The 19073-nt window shown below is 62.3% G+C and carries 14 protein-coding genes; 6 read left to right on the top strand and 8 right to left on the bottom strand.

Annotation, left to right across the window (positions count from 1 at the left end; all coding sequences use genetic code 11):
• From fabG to accD, 4 genes are read left to right on the top strand one after another with little or no spacing between them, the layout of a single operon-like run.
• A complete protein-coding gene (gene fabG / locus NOV21_RS04700; RefSeq protein WP_283170048.1) occupies positions 1-756 on the top strand; it encodes a 3-oxoacyl-[acyl-carrier-protein] reductase in 756 nt (251 codons plus the stop codon).
• Positions 753-2033 (top strand): beta-ketoacyl-[acyl-carrier-protein] synthase family protein, encoded by a 1281-nt coding sequence (locus NOV21_RS04695; RefSeq protein ID WP_283170047.1) that lies wholly within the window; start codon positions 753-755, stop codon positions 2031-2033. Before fabG ends, NOV21_RS04695 begins: the two co-directional genes overlap by 4 nt.
• A gap of 8 nt (positions 2034-2041) precedes the next feature.
• Positions 2042-2500, top strand: coding sequence for a 3-hydroxyacyl-ACP dehydratase FabZ (gene fabZ, locus NOV21_RS04690; RefSeq protein WP_283170046.1), 459 nt, complete (start codon positions 2042-2044; stop codon positions 2498-2500).
• Positions 2490-4811, top strand: a complete 2322-nt coding sequence (accD, locus tag NOV21_RS04685) for an acetyl-CoA carboxylase, carboxyltransferase subunit beta (RefSeq protein WP_283170045.1) — start codon at positions 2490-2492, stop codon at positions 4809-4811. Before fabZ ends, accD begins: the two co-directional genes overlap by 11 nt.
• Positions 4812-4867: 56 nt before the next feature.
• On the opposite strand, the gene NOV21_RS04680 is transcribed toward accD, so the two are convergent.
• The 5 genes from NOV21_RS04680 to NOV21_RS04660 all read right to left on the bottom strand — a co-directional run bounded on the left by NOV21_RS04680 (position 4868) and on the right by NOV21_RS04660 (position 12229).
• Positions 4868-5734 carry a hypothetical protein gene (locus NOV21_RS04680; RefSeq protein ID WP_283171773.1) on the bottom strand — a complete coding sequence of 289 codons (867 nt, stop codon included), beginning with the start codon at positions 5732-5734 and terminating at the stop codon, positions 4868-4870.
• A 478-nt stretch (positions 5735-6212) separates the two neighbouring features.
• Positions 6213-7949: an ABC transporter ATP-binding protein gene (locus tag NOV21_RS04675; RefSeq protein WP_283170043.1), complete on the bottom strand. Its 1737-nt coding sequence runs from the start codon at positions 7947-7949 to the stop codon at positions 6213-6215.
• Complete coding sequence (locus NOV21_RS04670; RefSeq protein WP_283170042.1) at positions 7939-9756, bottom strand: ABC transporter ATP-binding protein; 1818 nt, start codon at positions 9754-9756, stop codon at positions 7939-7941. Before NOV21_RS04670 ends, NOV21_RS04675 begins: the two co-directional genes overlap by 11 nt.
• An 8-nt stretch (positions 9757-9764) precedes the next feature.
• Positions 9765-11366, bottom strand: a complete 1602-nt coding sequence (locus NOV21_RS04665) for an MptD family putative ECF transporter S component (RefSeq protein WP_283170041.1) — start codon at positions 11364-11366, stop codon at positions 9765-9767.
• On the bottom strand, positions 11363-12229 hold the full coding sequence (locus tag NOV21_RS04660) for an energy-coupling factor transporter transmembrane component T family protein (RefSeq protein ID WP_283170040.1): 867 nt from the start codon (positions 12227-12229) through the stop codon (positions 11363-11365). Before NOV21_RS04660 ends, NOV21_RS04665 begins: the two co-directional genes overlap by 4 nt.
• A 58-nt stretch (positions 12230-12287) precedes the next feature.
• Here NOV21_RS04660 and NOV21_RS04655 point away from each other — a divergent pair, with 58 nt between their 5' ends.
• Complete coding sequence (locus tag NOV21_RS04655; protein WP_283170039.1) at positions 12288-13430, top strand: helix-turn-helix domain-containing protein; 1143 nt, start codon at positions 12288-12290, stop codon at positions 13428-13430.
• Between the two features lie 358 nt (positions 13431-13788).
• Here the strand turns inward: NOV21_RS04655 and NOV21_RS04650 are convergent, their stop codons facing one another.
• Positions 13789-14067 (bottom strand): hypothetical protein, encoded by a 279-nt coding sequence (locus NOV21_RS04650; protein ID WP_283170038.1) that lies wholly within the window; start codon positions 14065-14067, stop codon positions 13789-13791.
• Positions 14068-14181: 114 nt separating this feature from the next.
• Positions 14182-15606, bottom strand: a complete 1425-nt coding sequence (locus NOV21_RS04645; protein WP_283170037.1) for a response regulator transcription factor — start codon at positions 15604-15606, stop codon at positions 14182-14184.
• Positions 15607-15767: 161 nt separating this feature from the next.
• Here NOV21_RS04645 and NOV21_RS04640 point away from each other — a divergent pair, with 161 nt between their 5' ends.
• Complete coding sequence (locus NOV21_RS04640) at positions 15768-17585, top strand: flavocytochrome c (RefSeq protein ID WP_283170036.1); 1818 nt, start codon at positions 15768-15770, stop codon at positions 17583-17585.
• Between the two features lie 109 nt (positions 17586-17694).
• Here NOV21_RS04640 and NOV21_RS04635 read toward each other — a convergent pair whose 3' ends face one another.
• Positions 17695-19023, bottom strand: coding sequence for an ATP-binding protein (locus NOV21_RS04635; RefSeq protein ID WP_283170035.1), 1329 nt, complete (start codon positions 19021-19023; stop codon positions 17695-17697).
• Positions 19024-19073 lie beyond the last annotated feature (50 nt).

The following is a 19073-nucleotide window of genomic DNA, read 5'->3' as shown; positions in this document are numbered from 1 at the left end:
ATGACCACCCCCATCACACGTGCCGCCCTCGTCACGGGCTCGAGCCGCGGCATCGGGCGCGCCGTAGCGCGCACCCTCGCCGCGAGCGGCTGCAACGTATGCGTGAACTGCTCGAGCGAGCATAGCCTTCCCTCCGCGCGGCAGATCGCCGACGAACTGGCCCGCGAATTCGGCGTCGCCGCCATCGCCCGCGTCGGGGACGTCGCCGATGCGAGGCAGGCGAAGGAGCTCGTCGCCGCCTGCGTCGAAGGGTTCGGCCGCATCGACATCTTGGTGAACAACGCCGGCATCACGCGCGACGGGCTGATCATGCGAATGAAGGAAGCGGATTTCGACGACGTGATCGCCGTGAATCTGAAGGGCGCGTTCACCTGCTGCCAAGCCGCCATCCGCCCGATGGCCAAGCAGCGCTACGGACGCATCGTGAACATGAGCAGCGTGGTGGGCGTGTACGGCAATGCGGGCCAGGTGAACTACGCTGCGAGCAAAGCGGGCGTCATCGGCATCACGAAGGCGCTGGCCCGCGAGGTCGCATCGCGCGGCATCACCGTGAACGCCGTCGCCCCCGGCTTCATCGCCTCGGACATGACCGCCGCGTTGACCGACGCGCAGCGGGAGGCCATCGCGGCCCGCATCGGATGCGGCAGGCTGGGCGAAGTCGACGACGTCGCCCATACCGTGGGCTTTCTGGCAAGTGAAAACGCAGGGTATATCACCGGACAGGTGCTCTGCGTGGACGGAGGTCTTTCATTATGACGAACACCATAGCAACGCGTCGTCCCGATGGCACGCATCGGGTTGCCATCACCGGCATGGGAGCCGTTTCCCCCGCCGGAATCGGCGTGCCGGCGCTGTGGAACGCGGTCATGGGCCGCGCATGCTGCCTGGGCCCGATCACCCGCTTCGACACGAGCGGGGGATACTCCGCCCATAACGCGGGAGAGGTGCGCGATTTCGATCCCGTCGAACACGGGCTGACGAAGAAGGAGGCGCGCCGCTTCGACCGTTTCGTGCAGTACGCCATCGTCGCGAGCGACGAGGCGCTGGCCCAAAGCGGACTCGATATGGACGCGGAAGACGCAACGCGTATCGCCGTGGTGTTCGGCACGGGCATCGGGGGCATCGACGAGCTGCAGCGCGGCTTCAACGCGCTCGAGACGAAGGGTCCGAAGCGCGTGAGCCCGCTGTTCATCCCCACCATGATCGGCAACATCGCCTCCGGCAACCTCTCCATCCGCTACGGCATGAAGGGGGAATGCCTGGACATCGTGACCGCCTGCGCCACGGGTGCGCACTGCATCGGCATGGCGACGCGCGACATCCGGCACGGTTACATCGACGCGGCGCTTGCCGGCGGGACCGAGGAATCGGTCAGCCCCATCTGCATCGCGGGATTCGGAAACCTGGGCGCGCTCTCGACGGAGGACGATCCCCACCGGGCGAGCCTGCCCTTCGACGTGCGGAGAAAGGGGTTCGTCGCGGGCGAGGGATCGGGCGCCCTCATCCTCGAATCATTCGAGCACGCCCTGTCACGCGGTGCCGCCATCCTGGCGGAGGTGACCGGGTTCGGCAGCACGAGCGACGCCTACCATATGACCGCCCCCGATCCCAGCGCCGAGGGCATCGTGGCGGCCATGCGACATGCCCTGGCCGAAGGCGGTTTCATCCCCGCCGACCTGGGACATCTGAACGCCCACGGAACCGGCACTGCAGCGAACGACGCCACCGAATCCGCCGCCCTCCGGGCGCTCTGCGGCGAAGATGCGGGAAGGTCCCTCCCGGTGACCTCCGTCAAAGGGACGACCGGCCATATGCTGGGCGCCGCCGGGGCTGTGGAGGCGATCATCTGCGCGCTTTCCGTGGCGAACGACTGCGTGCCCCCCACCGCCGGCTACGAGCAAGCCGACCCCGAGGCGCCCGCCCGTGTGCTGAAGGAGCCGTTGACGGGATATCCGCAGAAAGTCGCCCTGTCGACATCGCTCGGATTCGGTGGCCACAACGCGGCGCTGGCGATCTCCCCTTGGCGCGGTTAGGAAGCATCATGTCCGAAATCACCTTTCCTTGCGGAAAGCAGGAAATAGAGGCCATCCTCCCGCATCGCGCCCCCTTCCTCTGGGTGACGCGGGTGCTCGAATGCACCCCGGGAGAGCACATCGTGGCGGAACTCGACATCGACCCGGATCTCGCGATCTTCAAGGGGCATTTCCCCGGCCATCCGGTGTTGCCCGGCGTCATCCTGATGGAGGCACTCGCCCAAGCGGCGTCTATCTGCGCCCTGATCGGCCGCGGCGCCGAGGAAGGCACCATCGGGTTTTTGACCGGCATCGATAAGGCGAAGTTCCGCCAGCAGGTCAAACCCGGCGACACCGTGCGCCTGGAGGGCACCATCGTCAAAAGCGGCTCCCGCATGGTGGTCGCCGAGGTGGCGGCGAGCGTCGGAGGAAAAACCTGCGCCGAGGCCGTGCAGAGATACGTCTTGGCGGTGAACCATGAGCGATAGGTACTACACATTCCACGCCTCCCAGCCAGAGCGCGAATCCGGCGACGAGCCCGTCGTGGTATACGGGCTCAACCGCATCACGGAAGAGGCGCCCGCGAGCATTCCGCACGCGTTGGTCGTCGCCCGCGGCAAGGAAGCCCGCCGCATGATCGCGGACGTGGAGGCGGCGGGGATGAAGCCCTTCGCCATCTATACCGAGGACCATACGTCCCCCTCCTATGCGCGCGCAGCGGCGGGAAGCGTGTATCTGGGGGCGACGTGCACCCCCCAGCTCATGGGAAACGCGCATGCGGTGCTTTCAGCCGCGCAGGCTTGCGCCGCCCAGGTGATCCTGCTGTGCGGGGAGTCCGCGCCACTCGCGCACGTCGATTCGTTCCTTGCCGAAGCGAAGGCGCGCGGAATCTTAGTGTACGAAATAGCCGGACCCGAGCAGAGCTATCTGGCCTGGCGCCTGTGCGAAACCGACCGGGAACCGGTGCCCGATGACGCCTGGCTGACCTGCCGCAGTTGCGGGCTTACGTTCAGCGAGAGCCCCCTGGCGAAAAGCTCGTACCGATGCCCTGCGTGCGGAACGTACTTCCGCCTCACCTCCGACCAGCGCATCAACGACCTGCTCGATATCGACAGCTTCCAGGAATGGGATGCTGACCTGCCCGAACGCGACCCGCTCGATTTCCCCGGATACCTGGAGAAGATCGATGGGCAGAGAAGGAAGACCGGCCTTCGCGAGGCGGTAAGATGCGGCCAGGGCCGCATCGCCGGACTCGATTGCGCCATCGCCATCATGGAGTCCACGTTCCTCATGGGCAGCATGGGATCGGTCGTGGGTGAGAAAATCGCCCGTATGTTCGATCATGCGACCGAGGAGGGGCTGCCCGCCGTCGTGTTCTGCGCCAGCGGCGGTGCGCGCATGCAAGAGGGCTTGGTTTCCCTCATGCAGATGGCCAAGGTCAGCTGCGCGGTGGAGCGACACGCAAAAGCCGGACTGCTCTACATATCGGTGATCTGCGACCCCACCACGGGCGGCGTGACGGCATCGTTCGCCACGCAAGGCGATATCATCCTGGCAGAAACGGGCGCGCTTCTGGGCTTCGCCGGCAAGCGCGTGATCCGCGACACGATTCGGCAGGAATTGCCCGAAGGGTTCCAGTCCGCCGAATTCGCCCTTGAGCATGGCTTGGTCGACGCCGTGGTCCCCCGCGAGCAGCTGCGCATGACCATCGCGCAGCTGCTCGCCATGCACCATCGGCCTGCGGAAAAGGCGATGCTGCCGGGCGAAACACGCGAGATCATCACATACGAGGGGGTGTGCGCCTCCCTGAAATCGGGGCACGGCACCTACAATCACGTGACATTCGGGCGCGAGGAAATCGCACCCGCGCCACAGGAGAGGCGGCGCCTGATCGACGTGCTCCGCAAAGGGCTGTTCAGCCGCAAGCCGCGCGTGCCCGAAACCGCGCTCTCACCCCAAGCCGAGCAGGTCCCCGTTCTGAGGAAGATCCGCGCCGCGGCGCCGGAGAAGGTCGAGGGGAATACCGCGTGGGATAGCGTCCAGACCGCCCGCAACACGCATCGCCCGACCTCGATCGCCTACATCCGCCGGATTTTCGACGGATTCATCGAACTCCACGGAGACCGTCAATTCGGAGACGATGGCGCTATCGTGGCGGGTATCGGCTGGCTGGGCTGCCAGGCAATCACCGTGATAGCCGAGGAGAAGGGCGAGACGCTGAAAGAGCGCGTGCGTCGGAATTTCGGCTGCCCTCAGCCTGAAGGATACCGCAAGGGAATCCGCCTGATGAAGCAGGCGGAGAAGTTCGGACGGCCCGTCGTCTGCTTCGTGGATACGCAAGGCGCGTTCTGCGGCGCGGAGGCCGAGGAACGCGGGCAGGGCAATGCCATCGCGGAGAGCTTGCTGTGCATGGCGGGGCTCGAGGTGCCCGTCATCAGCGTGATCATCGGCGAAGGCGGTTCGGGCGGCGCGCTGGCGCTGGCATTGAGCAACAGCGTCGCCATCCAGGAGAACGCGGTGTATTCGGTGCTCTCGCCCGAGGGATTCGCTTCGATCCTATGGAAAGACCGCTCGCGCGCACCGGAAGCGGCTGCCGCCATGAAAATGAGCGCAGAAGACATCGTGCGGATGGGCATCGCCGACGAGATGCTTTCCGAGGGCGTGGAATCGGCGGACAAAAACCCCGATGCAGCTATCAAGGAGGTAGAGGCGTATCTGCGCTCGGCGCTCGCGGAGCTGTCCGACCGCGATGCCGACGAGCTGGTGCAGCAGCGCCAGGAGAGGTTCGCTGGTTTCTAGCTTCCCGGTTGTCGACCTTTTCGCAAGCCGCACACGCGCGAACGGGCGCCCGTGCATCATCCGACGCCAAGCCGGGCGGAAACGGCTTCCACGAATGCGCGACGCTCGTCGGGTGCGACCGCAGCGGCGAGGATTTCCCTTTCACCACCGAAGAACGTATGCATGACGATGGGACGCGCGAACTCGATCCAGAGGGGCTCGGCGCCCATCGGAGTCAGATCGAGTCGCTTCCCCTTCGGCACATCTACGGGCTCGCCCCCAATCCGGGCGATCGCATCAAAGGGCACGCGCTCGCTCATATGGGCGCCCCATTGGAGGACAACATGCTCGGACCCGACGATCAGCGGGTTCATAACTGCCGCCCGTGCGCTGCCCGCGATCCACAACAGCATGTAGACGGTGAGGGCCGTCACCACGATGGCGAGCGTCACGTTCATACGGGTCAGCAGAAGATGCATCACTGCCGTCTCGATGCATCCAAGGACGAGCAGAGCGACCACGAACGCGATATACCCCGATTTTCTGTGATAGGGGAACGCCCGCGCCCCGTTCGGGACGATCGCCGGTTTTCCCCACGACCGCAGGAGATACCACCAGATGCTGCATTCGAGCGCAGGAAGGTGAGCGACGCGCTTTCGGGAGATAAGCGACGCGAATGCGGCCTCGAACCAGGCAAGGGGCAGAATTGATTCCTGCTTGGCCCTCCTGTATGCAGCGACGGCCTTCCGCACTTCGAGAACGCCCACAATCGCCTCTACAAGCGGGACGACCGGCAACAGCACGTGTGCAAGAGAAAAGCTTCGCGGATCCGCCGCGAGCAACGAGACGTAGGTGCCGAGAGCGATAACCGGCAGCACGGCGAGCGCCGTCACCTTTCCGCGCCTGACAACGAGGAGGTAGAAGACGAGCGGGATGAACATCATCAAATCGAACGGAAGCGCGATGTTCGTGACGGCAACAGCGTTGCCCGACAGGGGGGCCTGCGCTACGCAGACGAAATCGACCGCGTACAGGCATGCGATAACACCAAGGAATAGCGCGGCCGCCCCGCGCTTGTCTTACAACGCCTTCGGCTGGATTGGATCCATACGCATCCGCCTTCATCGGAAAGCAGCCATGTTTTGGATTATATCGAACGAATCGTTGAACGGTGGAACAGCGTCACCAAAACAACCCGCATCCCGATATGTGGTTGCATTTACATGCTTCGCGGAATACCCGCAGCAGGCCGAAAGCCCACCATCACGCAGGCGTTGCGGATCCGAATCTCAGACTCGAAATTATCGGCGGCATCGGATGGAAACGCCCTGGAACTGCATCTCTGCGCGGTAAGAAGCTGCAGGCCGGCCCGTCATCCTTCGCGGGGATGGCGGGGCGTCGCGCTCCGCGGCATACTCCCAGCTACACCGCCCACGCAGAGCTTTGACGCTGCAACTCGAGCATGCGGCGGTAGGCACCGCCCTCGATAGCACGCAAGTCGGCAGGGGCACCCTGCTCCACCACGCGTCCACAATCGAGCACGACGATCTTGTCGGCATTGTCCACCGTGCGCATGCGATGCGCGATGACCAGGACGGTCTTGCCCGCCAGCAGGCGCGAAAGCGCGCGCTGCACCCGGCTTTCGTTCTCCACGTCGAGCGAGGCGGTCGCCTCGTCCAGAAGCACGATCGGCGCGTCTTTGAGGATCGCCCGGGCGATCGAGATGCGCTGGCGCTCGCCGCCGGAGAGGCGGCTGCCGTTCTCGCCCACCATCGTGTCGTACCCGTCGGGAAGCTCGTCCACGAACTCGTCGCAGTTGGCGGCATTCGCAGCGACAAGCACCTCGTCATCGCTCGCGTCCATGTTGCCGATCCTGATATTCTCCATGACCGTGTTGTCGAACAGCACCACGTCTTGGAACACCTCGGAATAGTCGGTGAACAGCGTTTCGGGGTCGACGGTGGAAACATCCACCCCGCCCACCTTCACGATGCCCTCGTCAGCATCCCAAAAGCGCGAAGCCAGCTTCACGACCGTGCTCTTGCCGGACCCCGACGCTCCCACGAGCGCGGTGACCTCGCCCTCCTTCGCCGTGAAGCTCACGCCGTCCAGAACCCGCTCGCCCGTCTTGTACGAGAAGCCCACGTTCTCGAACACCAGGTCGTGCCCTTGGGGCGAGAACTCCTTCGCGCCCGTTTGCAGGGGCTCAGATTCGACGGCGCGCATCCTGTCGAGCGAAAGCAGCATATCGATCAGCTCGGCGATGGTCTGCAGGATCGTGTTGATGGGATCGTAGAACCGCGTGACAACCAGCATGAAGCAGAAGAACGTGACCAGATCGGACGTCCCCGATATCAGAAGCGCCGTGCCCACCACGATGGTGCTTGCCACGCCAAGGCGCAGAAACGCCTGACAGAGCGATACGGGCACACCGGCGACAAGCTCTGCCTTGATTTTCGCCTTCTCGAACGCGCCGATTCGCCCATCAAGCGATTCTATGCGGGAGCCCACCAGATTGAGCGAGCGAATCTCGCGGTGGCAGTCCAGAAACTCCTGTATTCCGTCGTTGAGGCCAAGGCTCTCGGCATTCTTCCCCGATGACGCGCGCTGCTGCATTTTCCCGCAGAGAAGCAGGACGGCGACGGCGATAGGGATGGGCCAGAGGGCCGCAACGCCGTAGCGCCAGTCGAAGGCGAGCATCATCACGGCGAACACGAGACTCGAGAGCCCCATTCCGAACAGCTGCGGCATCACATGCGAGAACATGCGCTCCTGGTCGGCGGTATCCTTCATGATCACCATCGTAAGGTCGGCGAGGTCGCGATTCCCGAAGAAGGAAAGCGGCAGCATGCGCAGCCGTTCGGCAAGGGCGGTGCGGCGTCGGGCGCTTTCATCGTACACCACGCAGTACGTGGCATTGTATTCCCAGTACTGTGTGACGAACATCACGGCAAGAACCACGACGATGCCGATCACATATGGCAGCAGCGCAGGCAAGGGGGCGGCGGGGTTCGCCAGATGGTCGATGAAATCCTTTGCGACCATGTACAGGACCACGATGGGGAGCATGAGCATGAGGTTCGCGAGGGTGCAGGAGAAGACGCCCTTCTTGAAATCCTTGTATCCTTGCTCGGTCAGCACGAAACGATCACGCAGCATCGTTATCGCCCCTTTCGATCTTCCAGGTGGCGCTCCTTTGGTAATCGGCCCACATCTGCGCGTACAATCCACCGGACTCGACCAGCCGGTCATGCGATCCTGATTCGACTATGCTGCCCCGGTCCACCACGAAGATGCGGTCGACGCCGGTGATCGTGGACAGCCGGTGCGCGATGAGCAGCACGGTCTTGCCTTGGCACAGCTTGCCCAGCGCGCGCTGTATGAGCGCCTCGTTCTCAGGGTCGGCGAACGCCGTGGCCTCGTCGAGCACCACGATGGGGGCATTCTTCAATATGGCCCGCGCCAATGCGATGCGCTGGCATTCCCCGCCCGAAAGATACACGCCGTGAGCGCCCACGACCGTATCCAGACCGTGGGGGAATTTGGCGATGATGTCGTCGCACTGCGCGGCGCGGGCAGCTTGGAATACTTCCCCGTCGGACGCCTCGGGGCGTCCCGCGCGGATATTGTCCGCAAGGCTCTGCTTGAACAGATGATCGTCTTGGAACACGAATGCCACGTGATCCATCAACTCCGACTGCGTCATCTTGCGCACATCGCACCCGCCCACGAGCACGCATCCCGCATCCACATCCCAGAACCGCGGGATCAGACTGGCGATGGTTGATTTTCCACCGCCCGACGGCCCCACCAGCGCAACGGTGGACCCTTCCGGTATGGAAAGGCACACGTTGTCCACCACGGCACGATCCATTCCGGGATACGCGAACACAGCGTTCTTGAGTTCCACATCGGCACCGCGCGGATGCAACGCTTCGGCGGGATCGACCTCATCGACGACGGGAACGGAAAGCACGGTGTCCATGCACCGAACCGCCTCGTCGGCGATCATCACGGCTTCCGAAGCGTACATGACCTTCGACATCATGCTGGTGGTTATGGCCGAGAACAGCACATAGAACAAGAAGTCGGTGAGAAACCCCGCAAAATCCCCCGTCGTGGCGGCGATGGCGATGCCTGCCGGGACCAGGACGGCGAAGGTCGCGTTGATCGCCACCAGTTGGATGACCTGGGGGGTTCGACAGGAGAGCGCATACTGGTAGGCACGATCGCGGAAGGCGGAGATCGCCTCGCTGAACGCCTTCATGGAATGCACGCTTTGCTGGAACACCTTCACGACCGGGATGCCGCGCACATATTCGGTGGCCGCCGCGCTCATGCGCAGAAGCGCTTCCTGATAGAGCTCCATGAAGCGGCGCCCGCCCTCGGAGCTATTGCGCCCCATCATCCACCACAGGGCGAAGAAGGACACCGCTAGAGGGATGAGGCAAACCAAACCCATGACCCAATCGAATATGAACACGACCGCCAAGAACGCGATCGGCGTCACCAACGACCCGACGAAGTCGGGCAGCTTATGCGCCATCATATTCTCGGTGTCCGCCGAGCATTGATCGATGGTGCGCCGCAACTCGCCCGTGGAATGGACTAAGAAGTAACCCAGCGGAACACGGGAGAGGTGGCGCAGCATCGCCTTCCGCATGTTGGCGGCTACGCGGAAGGCGGACAGATGCGTGCACATGAGGGCGGCGAAATACACGACCACCCCCGCAACGGCGAAGATCACCGCCAGCATCGCCCAAAACCCCGCCTGGGTCGCTTGTTCGAAGTGAGGGTACACCGCCACCAGATCGCGCATCACGAACCATATGCACACCAGCGGCATGATGGCAAGCACGGCATTAACCGCCGAAAGCACGCACCCCACATATGAAAGAGCCGCCCGGCTGCCTCCGACCTTCAACAATCGGCCGAGCGAATTCTGCTTCTTCTTCCCTTGACTCATGCGACCCCCTAGTTCAAGCCCATGTGCTTGAAATGCTTCGCGAGCACGCGCATGCCGATCCATCCGCCCAGCGTGGAGCAGATGACGGTTGCGACACCTGCGAGCACCATCCACGGGCCGTACATGAAAGAGACAAGGTTATGGGCGTAGTCGGCCGAAAGACCCATCTGCATGCACTGCGCAGCATAGGCATCGCCGCCGATGATGTACACAAGGGAGATGTGCCCCAACCAGAACAGCGTCATGAACACGGGAAACGATGCCAAAACCCTGCCCTTTGCGCGCGTGCGCGGATTGCCGAGGATAAGGTCGGCGATGATGGCGCCAACCACTATCGCCGCAGGACCCGACCAGAACATCCCCATCAGGAACCCGACCACGGCCGCCACAACGCCCGCAACGATCATGGCGCCCCGTTTGGGGACGCGTTGCACCAAGAACATCCAGATCATCCCCGTCACCAAAGACGAGATGGCGTGGGAGAACCATGCGGTTCGATAATCAATGCCGGCGATTCCGGCAACCACCATGGTCACCAGGAACAGCAGCACGCCGAACACCGCGCAGAATACGAAATCCTTGGCATTGAGCCGACCCGTGTCGGCGACTTGGGAACCGATCGTCCTTGCTTGCGAGTTCATATTGCATTCCTTTCCTCGGGAAGCGTTTCCGTTACATTCATGAAGCCGAGCAGGCTCTTCACCTGATCGAGAGTCGTTCCGGCAAGGGGGATCGAAGGGCTCGCCCGACCCGCATCGACGTACACCACCTCGTCGCAGGCGGCGCAGAGGAATTCGTAGTCGTGCGTGATCACGCAGATGCCCATGCCCCGCTCTTTCAAACGCCCGATCTGGCGGACGATGCCCGCCATGCTCTGATTGATAGTCAAGTCCGCTGGTGGGCTCGTCCATGACCATGGCGCGGGCGCCGTACAGCATGCCCGCCGCGATGGAGACACGCTGGCGCTGGCCGCCTGAAAGCGAAAGGGGATGCCGCTCGGCCAAATCGAAGAGGTCCAAATCCCGCATCATCGCATCAACCGCCGACAGGGCGCCGGCGGTTTCGGATATTCCGCGCGCGAGCGCCTCCGCGAGCTCGCCGAGGACGTAGACGTCGGGATGCGTCGCATGCACCGACGCCAATATGACCATCTGGCATTGCCCGCCGGAAAGCTCGTCGACACCGCAACCGAGCAAGTGGGATATTCCCAGGTCGGAAGCGCTCTCTCGCACGCGAGCGGCGATTGCGTCACGCGGCAGGCCCTGATTCTCGCAGCCGAAGGCGAGTTCCGCGGCGACCTCGTCGTTGACGAACTGGCCACGCGGGTTCTGGAACACCGACCCGACCTTCGCCACCAGTGCGTCGGACGTCCATTCGCCCAGGGGCTTCCCCTCGATGGCGACGCTTCCCTTCGATTCGCCCCGGTACACGAGGGGGATGAGGCCGTTCATCGCGCGCATCAGCGTGGTCTTGCCGCAGCCGGAACGACCGGTGAGCACCACGCATTCACCACGACGCACGCGGAGGTCCACCTCCGCGACGGCATTGCCGGACGCCCCCTCGTAGCGGAAGGAGAACCCATCCAGGGAGACCATCGCATCGGATGTCATGCGATCACCCCGGATTTAACCGCAACCTCCGCCGCAACCAAGGTGACCTCTGCCGCAATGAGAGCCGCATCCGGCACGCCGATGCGCAGGGCATAGTACGAAGAGCGGCGGCGGTCGGTATCGGCCCCGCGGGCGACCACGGCATTCCCCAGCTCGTCCGCGATGATCCCTACCCGCCCGATGACGGGCACCATGATCCGCTCCACGATGCGGGCGGGATGGAGGAGCGCGTCGAGGGGGGACGAGATCAGCCCCCGTATCTTCATCGCCTCGAACACCGCCTTGAATTCGCGACGCAACGAGGGAAGGAACCGGAGAGCCACGCAAAGCGAGACGATGAGATGCGAGGGCACGCGCGCCATCTGCAATGCGCAACCGAATTCCCCCGTACGCGTGGTGGCAATGCAGTTCATCGCGAAGGCGGCGGCCGGGAAAACGCGCTGGAACATGACGAGCATGCTGATGAAGCCGGTGAGCCATGCCATCCCGTCGAGGGAACCGAGAGTCACGAGCGCGAATACGACCAGGTACGCAACCGTCCATCCAAGCGCGGCGCGGAGGCGTCCGCAGAAAAGCATCGCCGCAACCGAGACCCCCATGGCGGCGACCTGGAACGCCAGGTTGGGGTACAACGCCACCTGCACGTTCAGCAGGATCAGCACAGCCAGCGCCGCCCGGGGGTCGAACCGGCGCACGGTAGGGGCGATGGCGGGCGACTGCGCGGCAACGCGATCGGGCGCCGTCATGAGAAGGGTATCGCGCTCGGAAATGAAACCCCGAGCAGTGCCCTCGCCGCCGATCGCGTCGCATAACGGCGAATCGGCCGACACAGCCCCCCGCACCGTTGTCGCATTGACTCCCACCCGTTCTTTCCCTTACTATACGGTTAGATTTACCTAACGAATACTATGGGGTTTGACCGTGGAAAGGTGGATGGTGACGGAAGTGAGCGATTCCGCCGAAATATTCTTCAATCTCGCCGAAAGCGATTTCGCGCCACGCTGGTACACCAAGCTGCCTCCGCACGCGGATGGGGAACCCCCCTCCGACGCCCACGCTCCCTGCACGAAAGAGGAGAACATCCGCCAAATCCACCAGACATTCGATCCCGCGATCGAGGCGATCCACGGTTTGAGGCGGGACGGAAGCCCCTGCGGAACCGACGGGGGGGGGATGCGCACGGCCGGGAGGACATGGGCGATCGACCCCGCATACGGAAAGGGGGAATACTGGTACACCATCGTCGATTCCGATATGATCCTGGTTTCCATGCAGGGGGAGCTCGAAAGCACCGCGGTCATAAGCGGCTACTCGACCAACTTGGTCGGGTTCGGGTTGTACTCCGAGGATATGCCGGCGTATTTCGCCGAGAACCTGGAGCCGCAGCAACCCACGCTGCTCGGCTACGTGTGGAAAAACCATCGGTATCGGCAAGTGGTCGAGAAGCACACCCGGTTCAGATCCTGCTCGATCTCGTTCCTCCCCTCCGCACTGCAGCGTATGGCGGAGGAGTTGGGCACCGAGGCGGAGAAGCTGATCGAGGCGATGGTGATGCTCGATGGATACCGCGACCTTCCGAAGGTGTCCGCCGCCCTGCAAGAGTTCGAGGAGGCTCGCCCGAGCGCCGCCACGGCACCAGCATATTACCGGGCAAAGGCCGTCGAATGTCTCGCCTTGCTCGTGGACGGCAACGAGCGTTACTCCCGCAACCTCCGGGTCCTTTCGCAAGAGGACACGCGACTCTGCTCCGCTGTCGCACGGTACGCCAGGGCGAACCTCGCGCGGGACCTATCGACGCGGTCTCTCTGCCGCGCCTTCCATGTCAGCGAGACGAAGATGATCGGAGCCTTTCGAGACGCCATGGGGAAGACGCCGCAGGAATATGTGCGGAAGCAGCGCATGGAGTACGCGCGAGGCCTGCTTGCGGGCACCAGCATGAACGTACGCCAGATCGCTTCGACTGTAGGATATACCAATCAAGGGGCCTTCGCGGAAGCGTTCAAAGCGCACTGCGACATGACCCCGAGCCGCTACCGCGCCGAACGCAGGGATGAGGGCTGCTGACGCGAACCGGATAAGGGCGCTGCGTCAGCGCGACGCCTTATAGGGATGATGCCCTGCCGACATGCGGGCGTAACCTCGCACCACGGCTCGTAACCGGCGGGAAGGGCGGGCATCACGGCGAGCGGCATGCCTAAGGGGTAGAGAAACCCGCTGAAAGAGCGATCCTTCAGCGGCATGCAGGCGACCATTCGCAAATTGGTCGATGTCGACCTGGAATCAGCATGCCCGACTGAGGGACATGCGGATGGGACAGATGCTCGAGCAGCCCCTCAATCTGCAAGCCCTTTGCTTAGATTCGTTGAAAAAGCAGCGCATGCTCGGATTTCCGGACACGCGCTGCCGAAGAGGAATCGCGGGGCTACATGTTGTGCTTCTTCAACTTCTGCTCGTAGATGCCGGTGATGATGGGGCGAAGTTTGCCCTCCGTCTCTTCGGAGAGGACGCCCTCGCGGGCGGCCTCGGCATACAGCTCGGGATACTCGTTCGCGACCTTGCGCGCGGAGAGCGATGCGGCGTGCTTACGCACGAAGAACGGAATACGCTTGATATACTCCTTCGGGACGAGTGCGATGATCTTATCGTCCGCTGCGGACATCGATGCGACGGGCATCTTAGATGCGACTGCTGCTTGTGCCATGATATGCTCCTTCTCTTGCGTTTCGGCACAAGGAACTATATCGCTTATTTGGTTGTGCGCAATTAAATTTCATATAATTTAATATTCTCTGCGCATTGGTGGAGTTGCACCACCTCACGCATCTTCTTTGCAGGCATCGATGAGCTCTTTGCGGCTATGGACGCCGAATTTGCGGTAGATATGGTTCATATGGGCTTTGATGGTACCCTGCGCCACGAACAGCTCCTGCTCCATCTCCTCCATGGTCTTGCCGCGCATGATCAGTTGCAGGACCTCTTCTTCTCGCGGCGTGAGCCCGTTGAGCTTCGAGAGATCGGCTGTGTGCAGCGCCAGGCGCCCGGCGGCTGCCGAAGGGTCTGGTGCACTTAGATGGTGCATGGTGATGCCCCACTTCGCAGATAGGTTGCGCTCGGAATAGAACACCGCTACGAACACCGCCATCATCACAACGGTCATGCCCACCACGATAACCTGACGGATGTCTCCGCCGAATGAATCGATGGCGAACGCGCCGAAAGCCCAGCCTGCGAGCTCGACCAGGTAGCGTATACCGCGCTCGATGCCGTTGATCCATACCGCGCTGATCCCGAAACGATACGTAAGGCTGCTCATGATGAGCATGATGAACATGGACAGCATGGTATAACCGGCATCGTAGCTGAACGCGCGCAACTGGTCGCTGAGCGTGAACGACTGTGACACCAACAGGAAGGCGACGATGAAGAACGGGAAGGCAAGTTGGTAGATGGTATCGAAGTTGAACCATTTTGCGGTGGAAAGGACGCCCATAAATACGAGCGCGGTAACGCACATGGCGCCCGCCACGTTGCCGGCGAGCATGGTTTCCGAAGGAAGCGTTCCATACCCACCTGAAAACGTGCACACGCCCATGAGCAGGATGGGCTTCCATGGAAACACGCGTTTGGCATCTTTCCCGATGGAGAGGGGCTGTTCGATCCGAGGGATCCTTCGCATGCTGGCACGCACGCTGCCAAGGGAAAGCGCCGGTAAGATAAGCGAGAAAAACACCAGATAGGGGACGGAAAGCCCCATGAAGAGCCATTTGATAACCTCCCCGAAGAAGATGGCGATCGCATGGTATACCGCCACCCGCATAGGGTTGAGCGATCCGTAGAATTCCGCCCACATCAAGATCAGCGACCCCAATCCCGCACCCGCCACTATCAAACCGGTCAACTTCAACGCGGCGGAAGGAAAAAGAAAGCAGCCGACCGCCACGAGGGCGGATCCCACCGTCATAGCAGCAAAGGTGACAACCCCCATGCGGTTGTTGCTCCAAAGCGGGGTAATGCGCGTTGCGGTGAACGCCAACAACAGGGAGGCAATGCCGATGGATCCTTCGAAGAGGAAGTAATCGAGCGAACCGATCGACGGATAGGCGTCGAAGCGGAAGAAGATAGCAAGCCAAGCGCGGTACATGCCGACGCCGAAGAACACGATGGGAATAGCGGCAATCTTCTTCAAAACCGCGCTCCATCGTTGGATGAAGCCCCGCTTTTGCGGAACGGTAGAAACCATACAGTCCCCTCTCTGGAGAGATTCTACCTGAACAACCACGGGTTTATAAGCGGGTTAGGGATTTAACCCGAGCGGCCAATGGAACCCGCGCTCGGATAAGGCTACCGTTCGACCTGGGTTCTTAAGGGATGGACCCGACCGATTCCAAGGGAGGATGCACCATGAAGGGAATTTCGAGAAGATCGTTCGTCACGGGATCCGCTGTCGCGGCGCTAGGAGGAACACTTGCCCTTACCGGATGCGCTTCGAACGCTCACGGACCGGGAGGCAAATCCGGAACCATGGCCGACGGCGCATGGGTTGGCACCGGCATCGGCAAGCATGGGGAAATGACCGTCGAGGTGGTAACCAAAGACAACGCGATCGACCGGATCACGGTGCTCGATTCGCGCGAGACCCAGGGCATGGGCGATGTCGCCATGGAGCAGATGACCGACCTCATCGTGGACAACCAAACGCTGAACGTTGATACGGTCTCGGGAGCAACGCTTTCGAGCATGGCGTTCCTGACCGCCGTGGGAGACGCAATCGGTCAATCTGGCGGCAGCCCGGAAACGTGGAAGAGGCACGACCATGCGGCGCTGGCGGTAGAAGACGATATGCCGACCGAAGCCGACGTCATCGTGGTAGGCGCCGGAGGTGCTGGCTTCGCCGCGGCAATCACGGCGGCAAACGAAGGCAAGAAAGTCATCATGCTGGAGAAGCTGGGCATCGTGGGAGGCGATACGTCTCTGTCCGGCGGCGAGATGGCAGCGCCGGGCAATTGGATCCAGCAACAGCAGGGCGATCAAGACAGCCCCGAGCAGCTTGCAAAGGACATGCTGGAAGGCGGCGACAACATCGGCGACCCCGAACTGGTGAACGTCATCGCCAACGGCACGCTCGATTCCACCCAGTGGCTTACCTTCGAAGGCGGTGTTTCATGGGAACATGACCTGCTGTTCTTCGGCGGCCATAGCGTGGAGCGCTCGATCATCCCGAAGGGCCATACCGGCAGCGAGATGATCGTGAAGCTCACTCGACGCGCCGGCAAGATGAAGGATCTCACCATCGTGAAGAACATGCGCGCCACGGAGCTGGTGAAGGATGCCGCGGGCAACGTGACCAGCGTAAAGGCGGAAAGCCAGCTGACGGGCGACAGCTACACGTTCAAGGGCAAGGCGGTTGTTCTAGCTTGCGGCGGATTCGGGTCGAACGTGGACATGCGCGTGAAATATAATCCTGACATGGACAAAAAGATACTCTCCACCGACTCGGTCGGCGCTACGGGCGATGGACTGACCATGGCTTCCGCCATCGGCGCGAACCTGATCGATATGCAATACATCCAGACCTACCCCACGTGCGATCCCGAAACCGGCGCGCTGCTCTACGTGGACGATATGCGCCTTGAGAGCCTGGCAATCATGGTGAACAAGGAAGGCGATCGCTTCGTGGAAGAGCTCGACCGCCGCGATGTGCTTTCCAACGCTATCAAGAATCAGACCGACGGCAAGGCATACATGCTGTTCAACCAGGCGGGAGCCGATGCTACAGGCCTGCTGGAAGAGCATGCCGATGAGTATGAGAACCTCGAATCGCGCGGCATTATCATCAAAGCTGATACCCTGGAGGAAGCGGCCAACCACTTCGGAATCAATGCGGCAGAGCTGCAGAAGACCGTCGACACATGGAATGGGTTCGCCAAGACCGGCGTGGATACCGATTTCCATTACCGCGACACCATCACCGCGATCGAAGGCGGCCCGTACTATCTGAATTCATACAAACCCGCGGTCCACTACACCATGGGCGGCTTGCATATCAACACCACCGCGCAGGTGCTCGACGATGCGGGCAATCCAATCCCCGGTCTGTATGCCGCCGGTGAAGTCGCCGGTCACAAGATGGGGACGAACCGTCTGGGCTCATGCTCTATGGCCGACATCTACACGTTCGGGCGCATTGCAGGCAAACAGGCAGCCAGCTTCGCCGGATAACGCTTCGGGACATCGAGTTGCCCGCCTTCCCCGCTGCGCCTTTCCCTCCCTGGTGCAGCGGGGTTCTTCGTGGTGAAAGCGCTCGTCGCAAGCACCTCAGCACAGTTCCCTATATGAACTGCGCCATGCACGTGGGAACGCAGGCTATCGGACCATCCTTGCCCATGTCCTTCGTGTGGACAAGGTACTGACGGCCGATGCGCGACGAGTACTTCTCCGCGAAGTCGTCCAGCGAGGCATGCCGGCGGTAGCGCGAGGACTTCACCTCTATGGGGCAGATCTTCTTCCCGCGCGACACGATGAAGTCGATCTCGTAGTTGCGGTTCGAGCCGACCTTGGGCCACGTGTGGTAGAACAGCCCCTCACCGTTCATCGCGAGCTGCTGGGCGACCGCGTTCTCGTACACGGACCCCATGTTGACGGGCAGCCTGTCCGCAAGCAGCTTCTCGTACACGACGTTGTCGGTGAAGGCGGAGTCCTTGAACATGAGCGTCACGAACAGCCCGGTATCGCCCAGGTACAGCTTGAACTTCTCTAAGTCGATGGCGGCGGACATCCCCACGTTGGGGTCGTCCACATGGTAGGCCACGAGCACCGCCCTGGAAGCCGCAAGCTCGGATATCTCCTCGAGGACGCCCGAGGCGCTGCGGTTGGCGAGGACGCTCGAGACGTGATAGCGCGACGACTTCTTGGCCAGTTGCGCGGGTATGGCGTCGAAGAGGCGCGAGAGGGCGCCGCTGGGGCTTATCTTGTAGAAGTCCTCCTCGTAGAGGCCTATGATGTCGCGCTTCACCTGGTCGACCACCTCGAGGTTGTTGCTCTGCAGGTAGGCGTCGACGGCCTGGGGCATGCCGCCCACCAGCATGTACAGCCTGTAGCCCCTCATGAGCATGCGGGCCGTGCGGTCCCCGAGCGGCCTTCCCTCCGCGAACGCCTGCCGTAGGAGCGGCACGGTCGCCTCGTCGCCGCGCGCCCAGCAGAACTCCTCGTAGTCCATGGGCCTCATCTGGAGTTTGCGTTCCTCGCTGGGCACGAGGATGCCCGCGGTGTTCTTGCGGATGGATATGAGCGAGCCGGTTTCCACGTAGTCGTAGCGGCCGTCTGCGACGAGCTTCTTTATCGCCTGGCGCGCCTTCGGGCAGAGCTGGACCTCGTCGAACACGACGAGCGACTCGCGCTCGAAGAGCCGCGTGCCGTACTGGAGCTGGAGCTGCAGGAACAGATAGTTCAGGTCGGATATGTCGTCGAAGAGCTCGCGGGTCGCACGGGGCGCCTCCATGAAGTCGACGAGGATGTAGCTGCGGTACTCGTTCCGGGCGAACTCCTCCACGATGGTCGACTTGCCCACGCGGCGGGCCCCCTCCACGAGGAGCGCTGTCTTCCCGTCCGACGTTCCCTTCCATTCCAGCAGGTCGTTGTAGATCTTGCGCTTGAACATGCTGCGCCCTTCGGTAGAATTTCGATTTCCGCAGTTAATTATATTCGATT

It is taken from the genome of Curtanaerobium respiraculi, assembly GCF_024609215.1.
Taxonomy (GTDB): domain Bacteria; phylum Actinomycetota; class Coriobacteriia; order Coriobacteriales; family Eggerthellaceae; genus Curtanaerobium; species Curtanaerobium respiraculi.
This window is presented reverse-complemented; position numbering and strand designations above follow the sequence as displayed.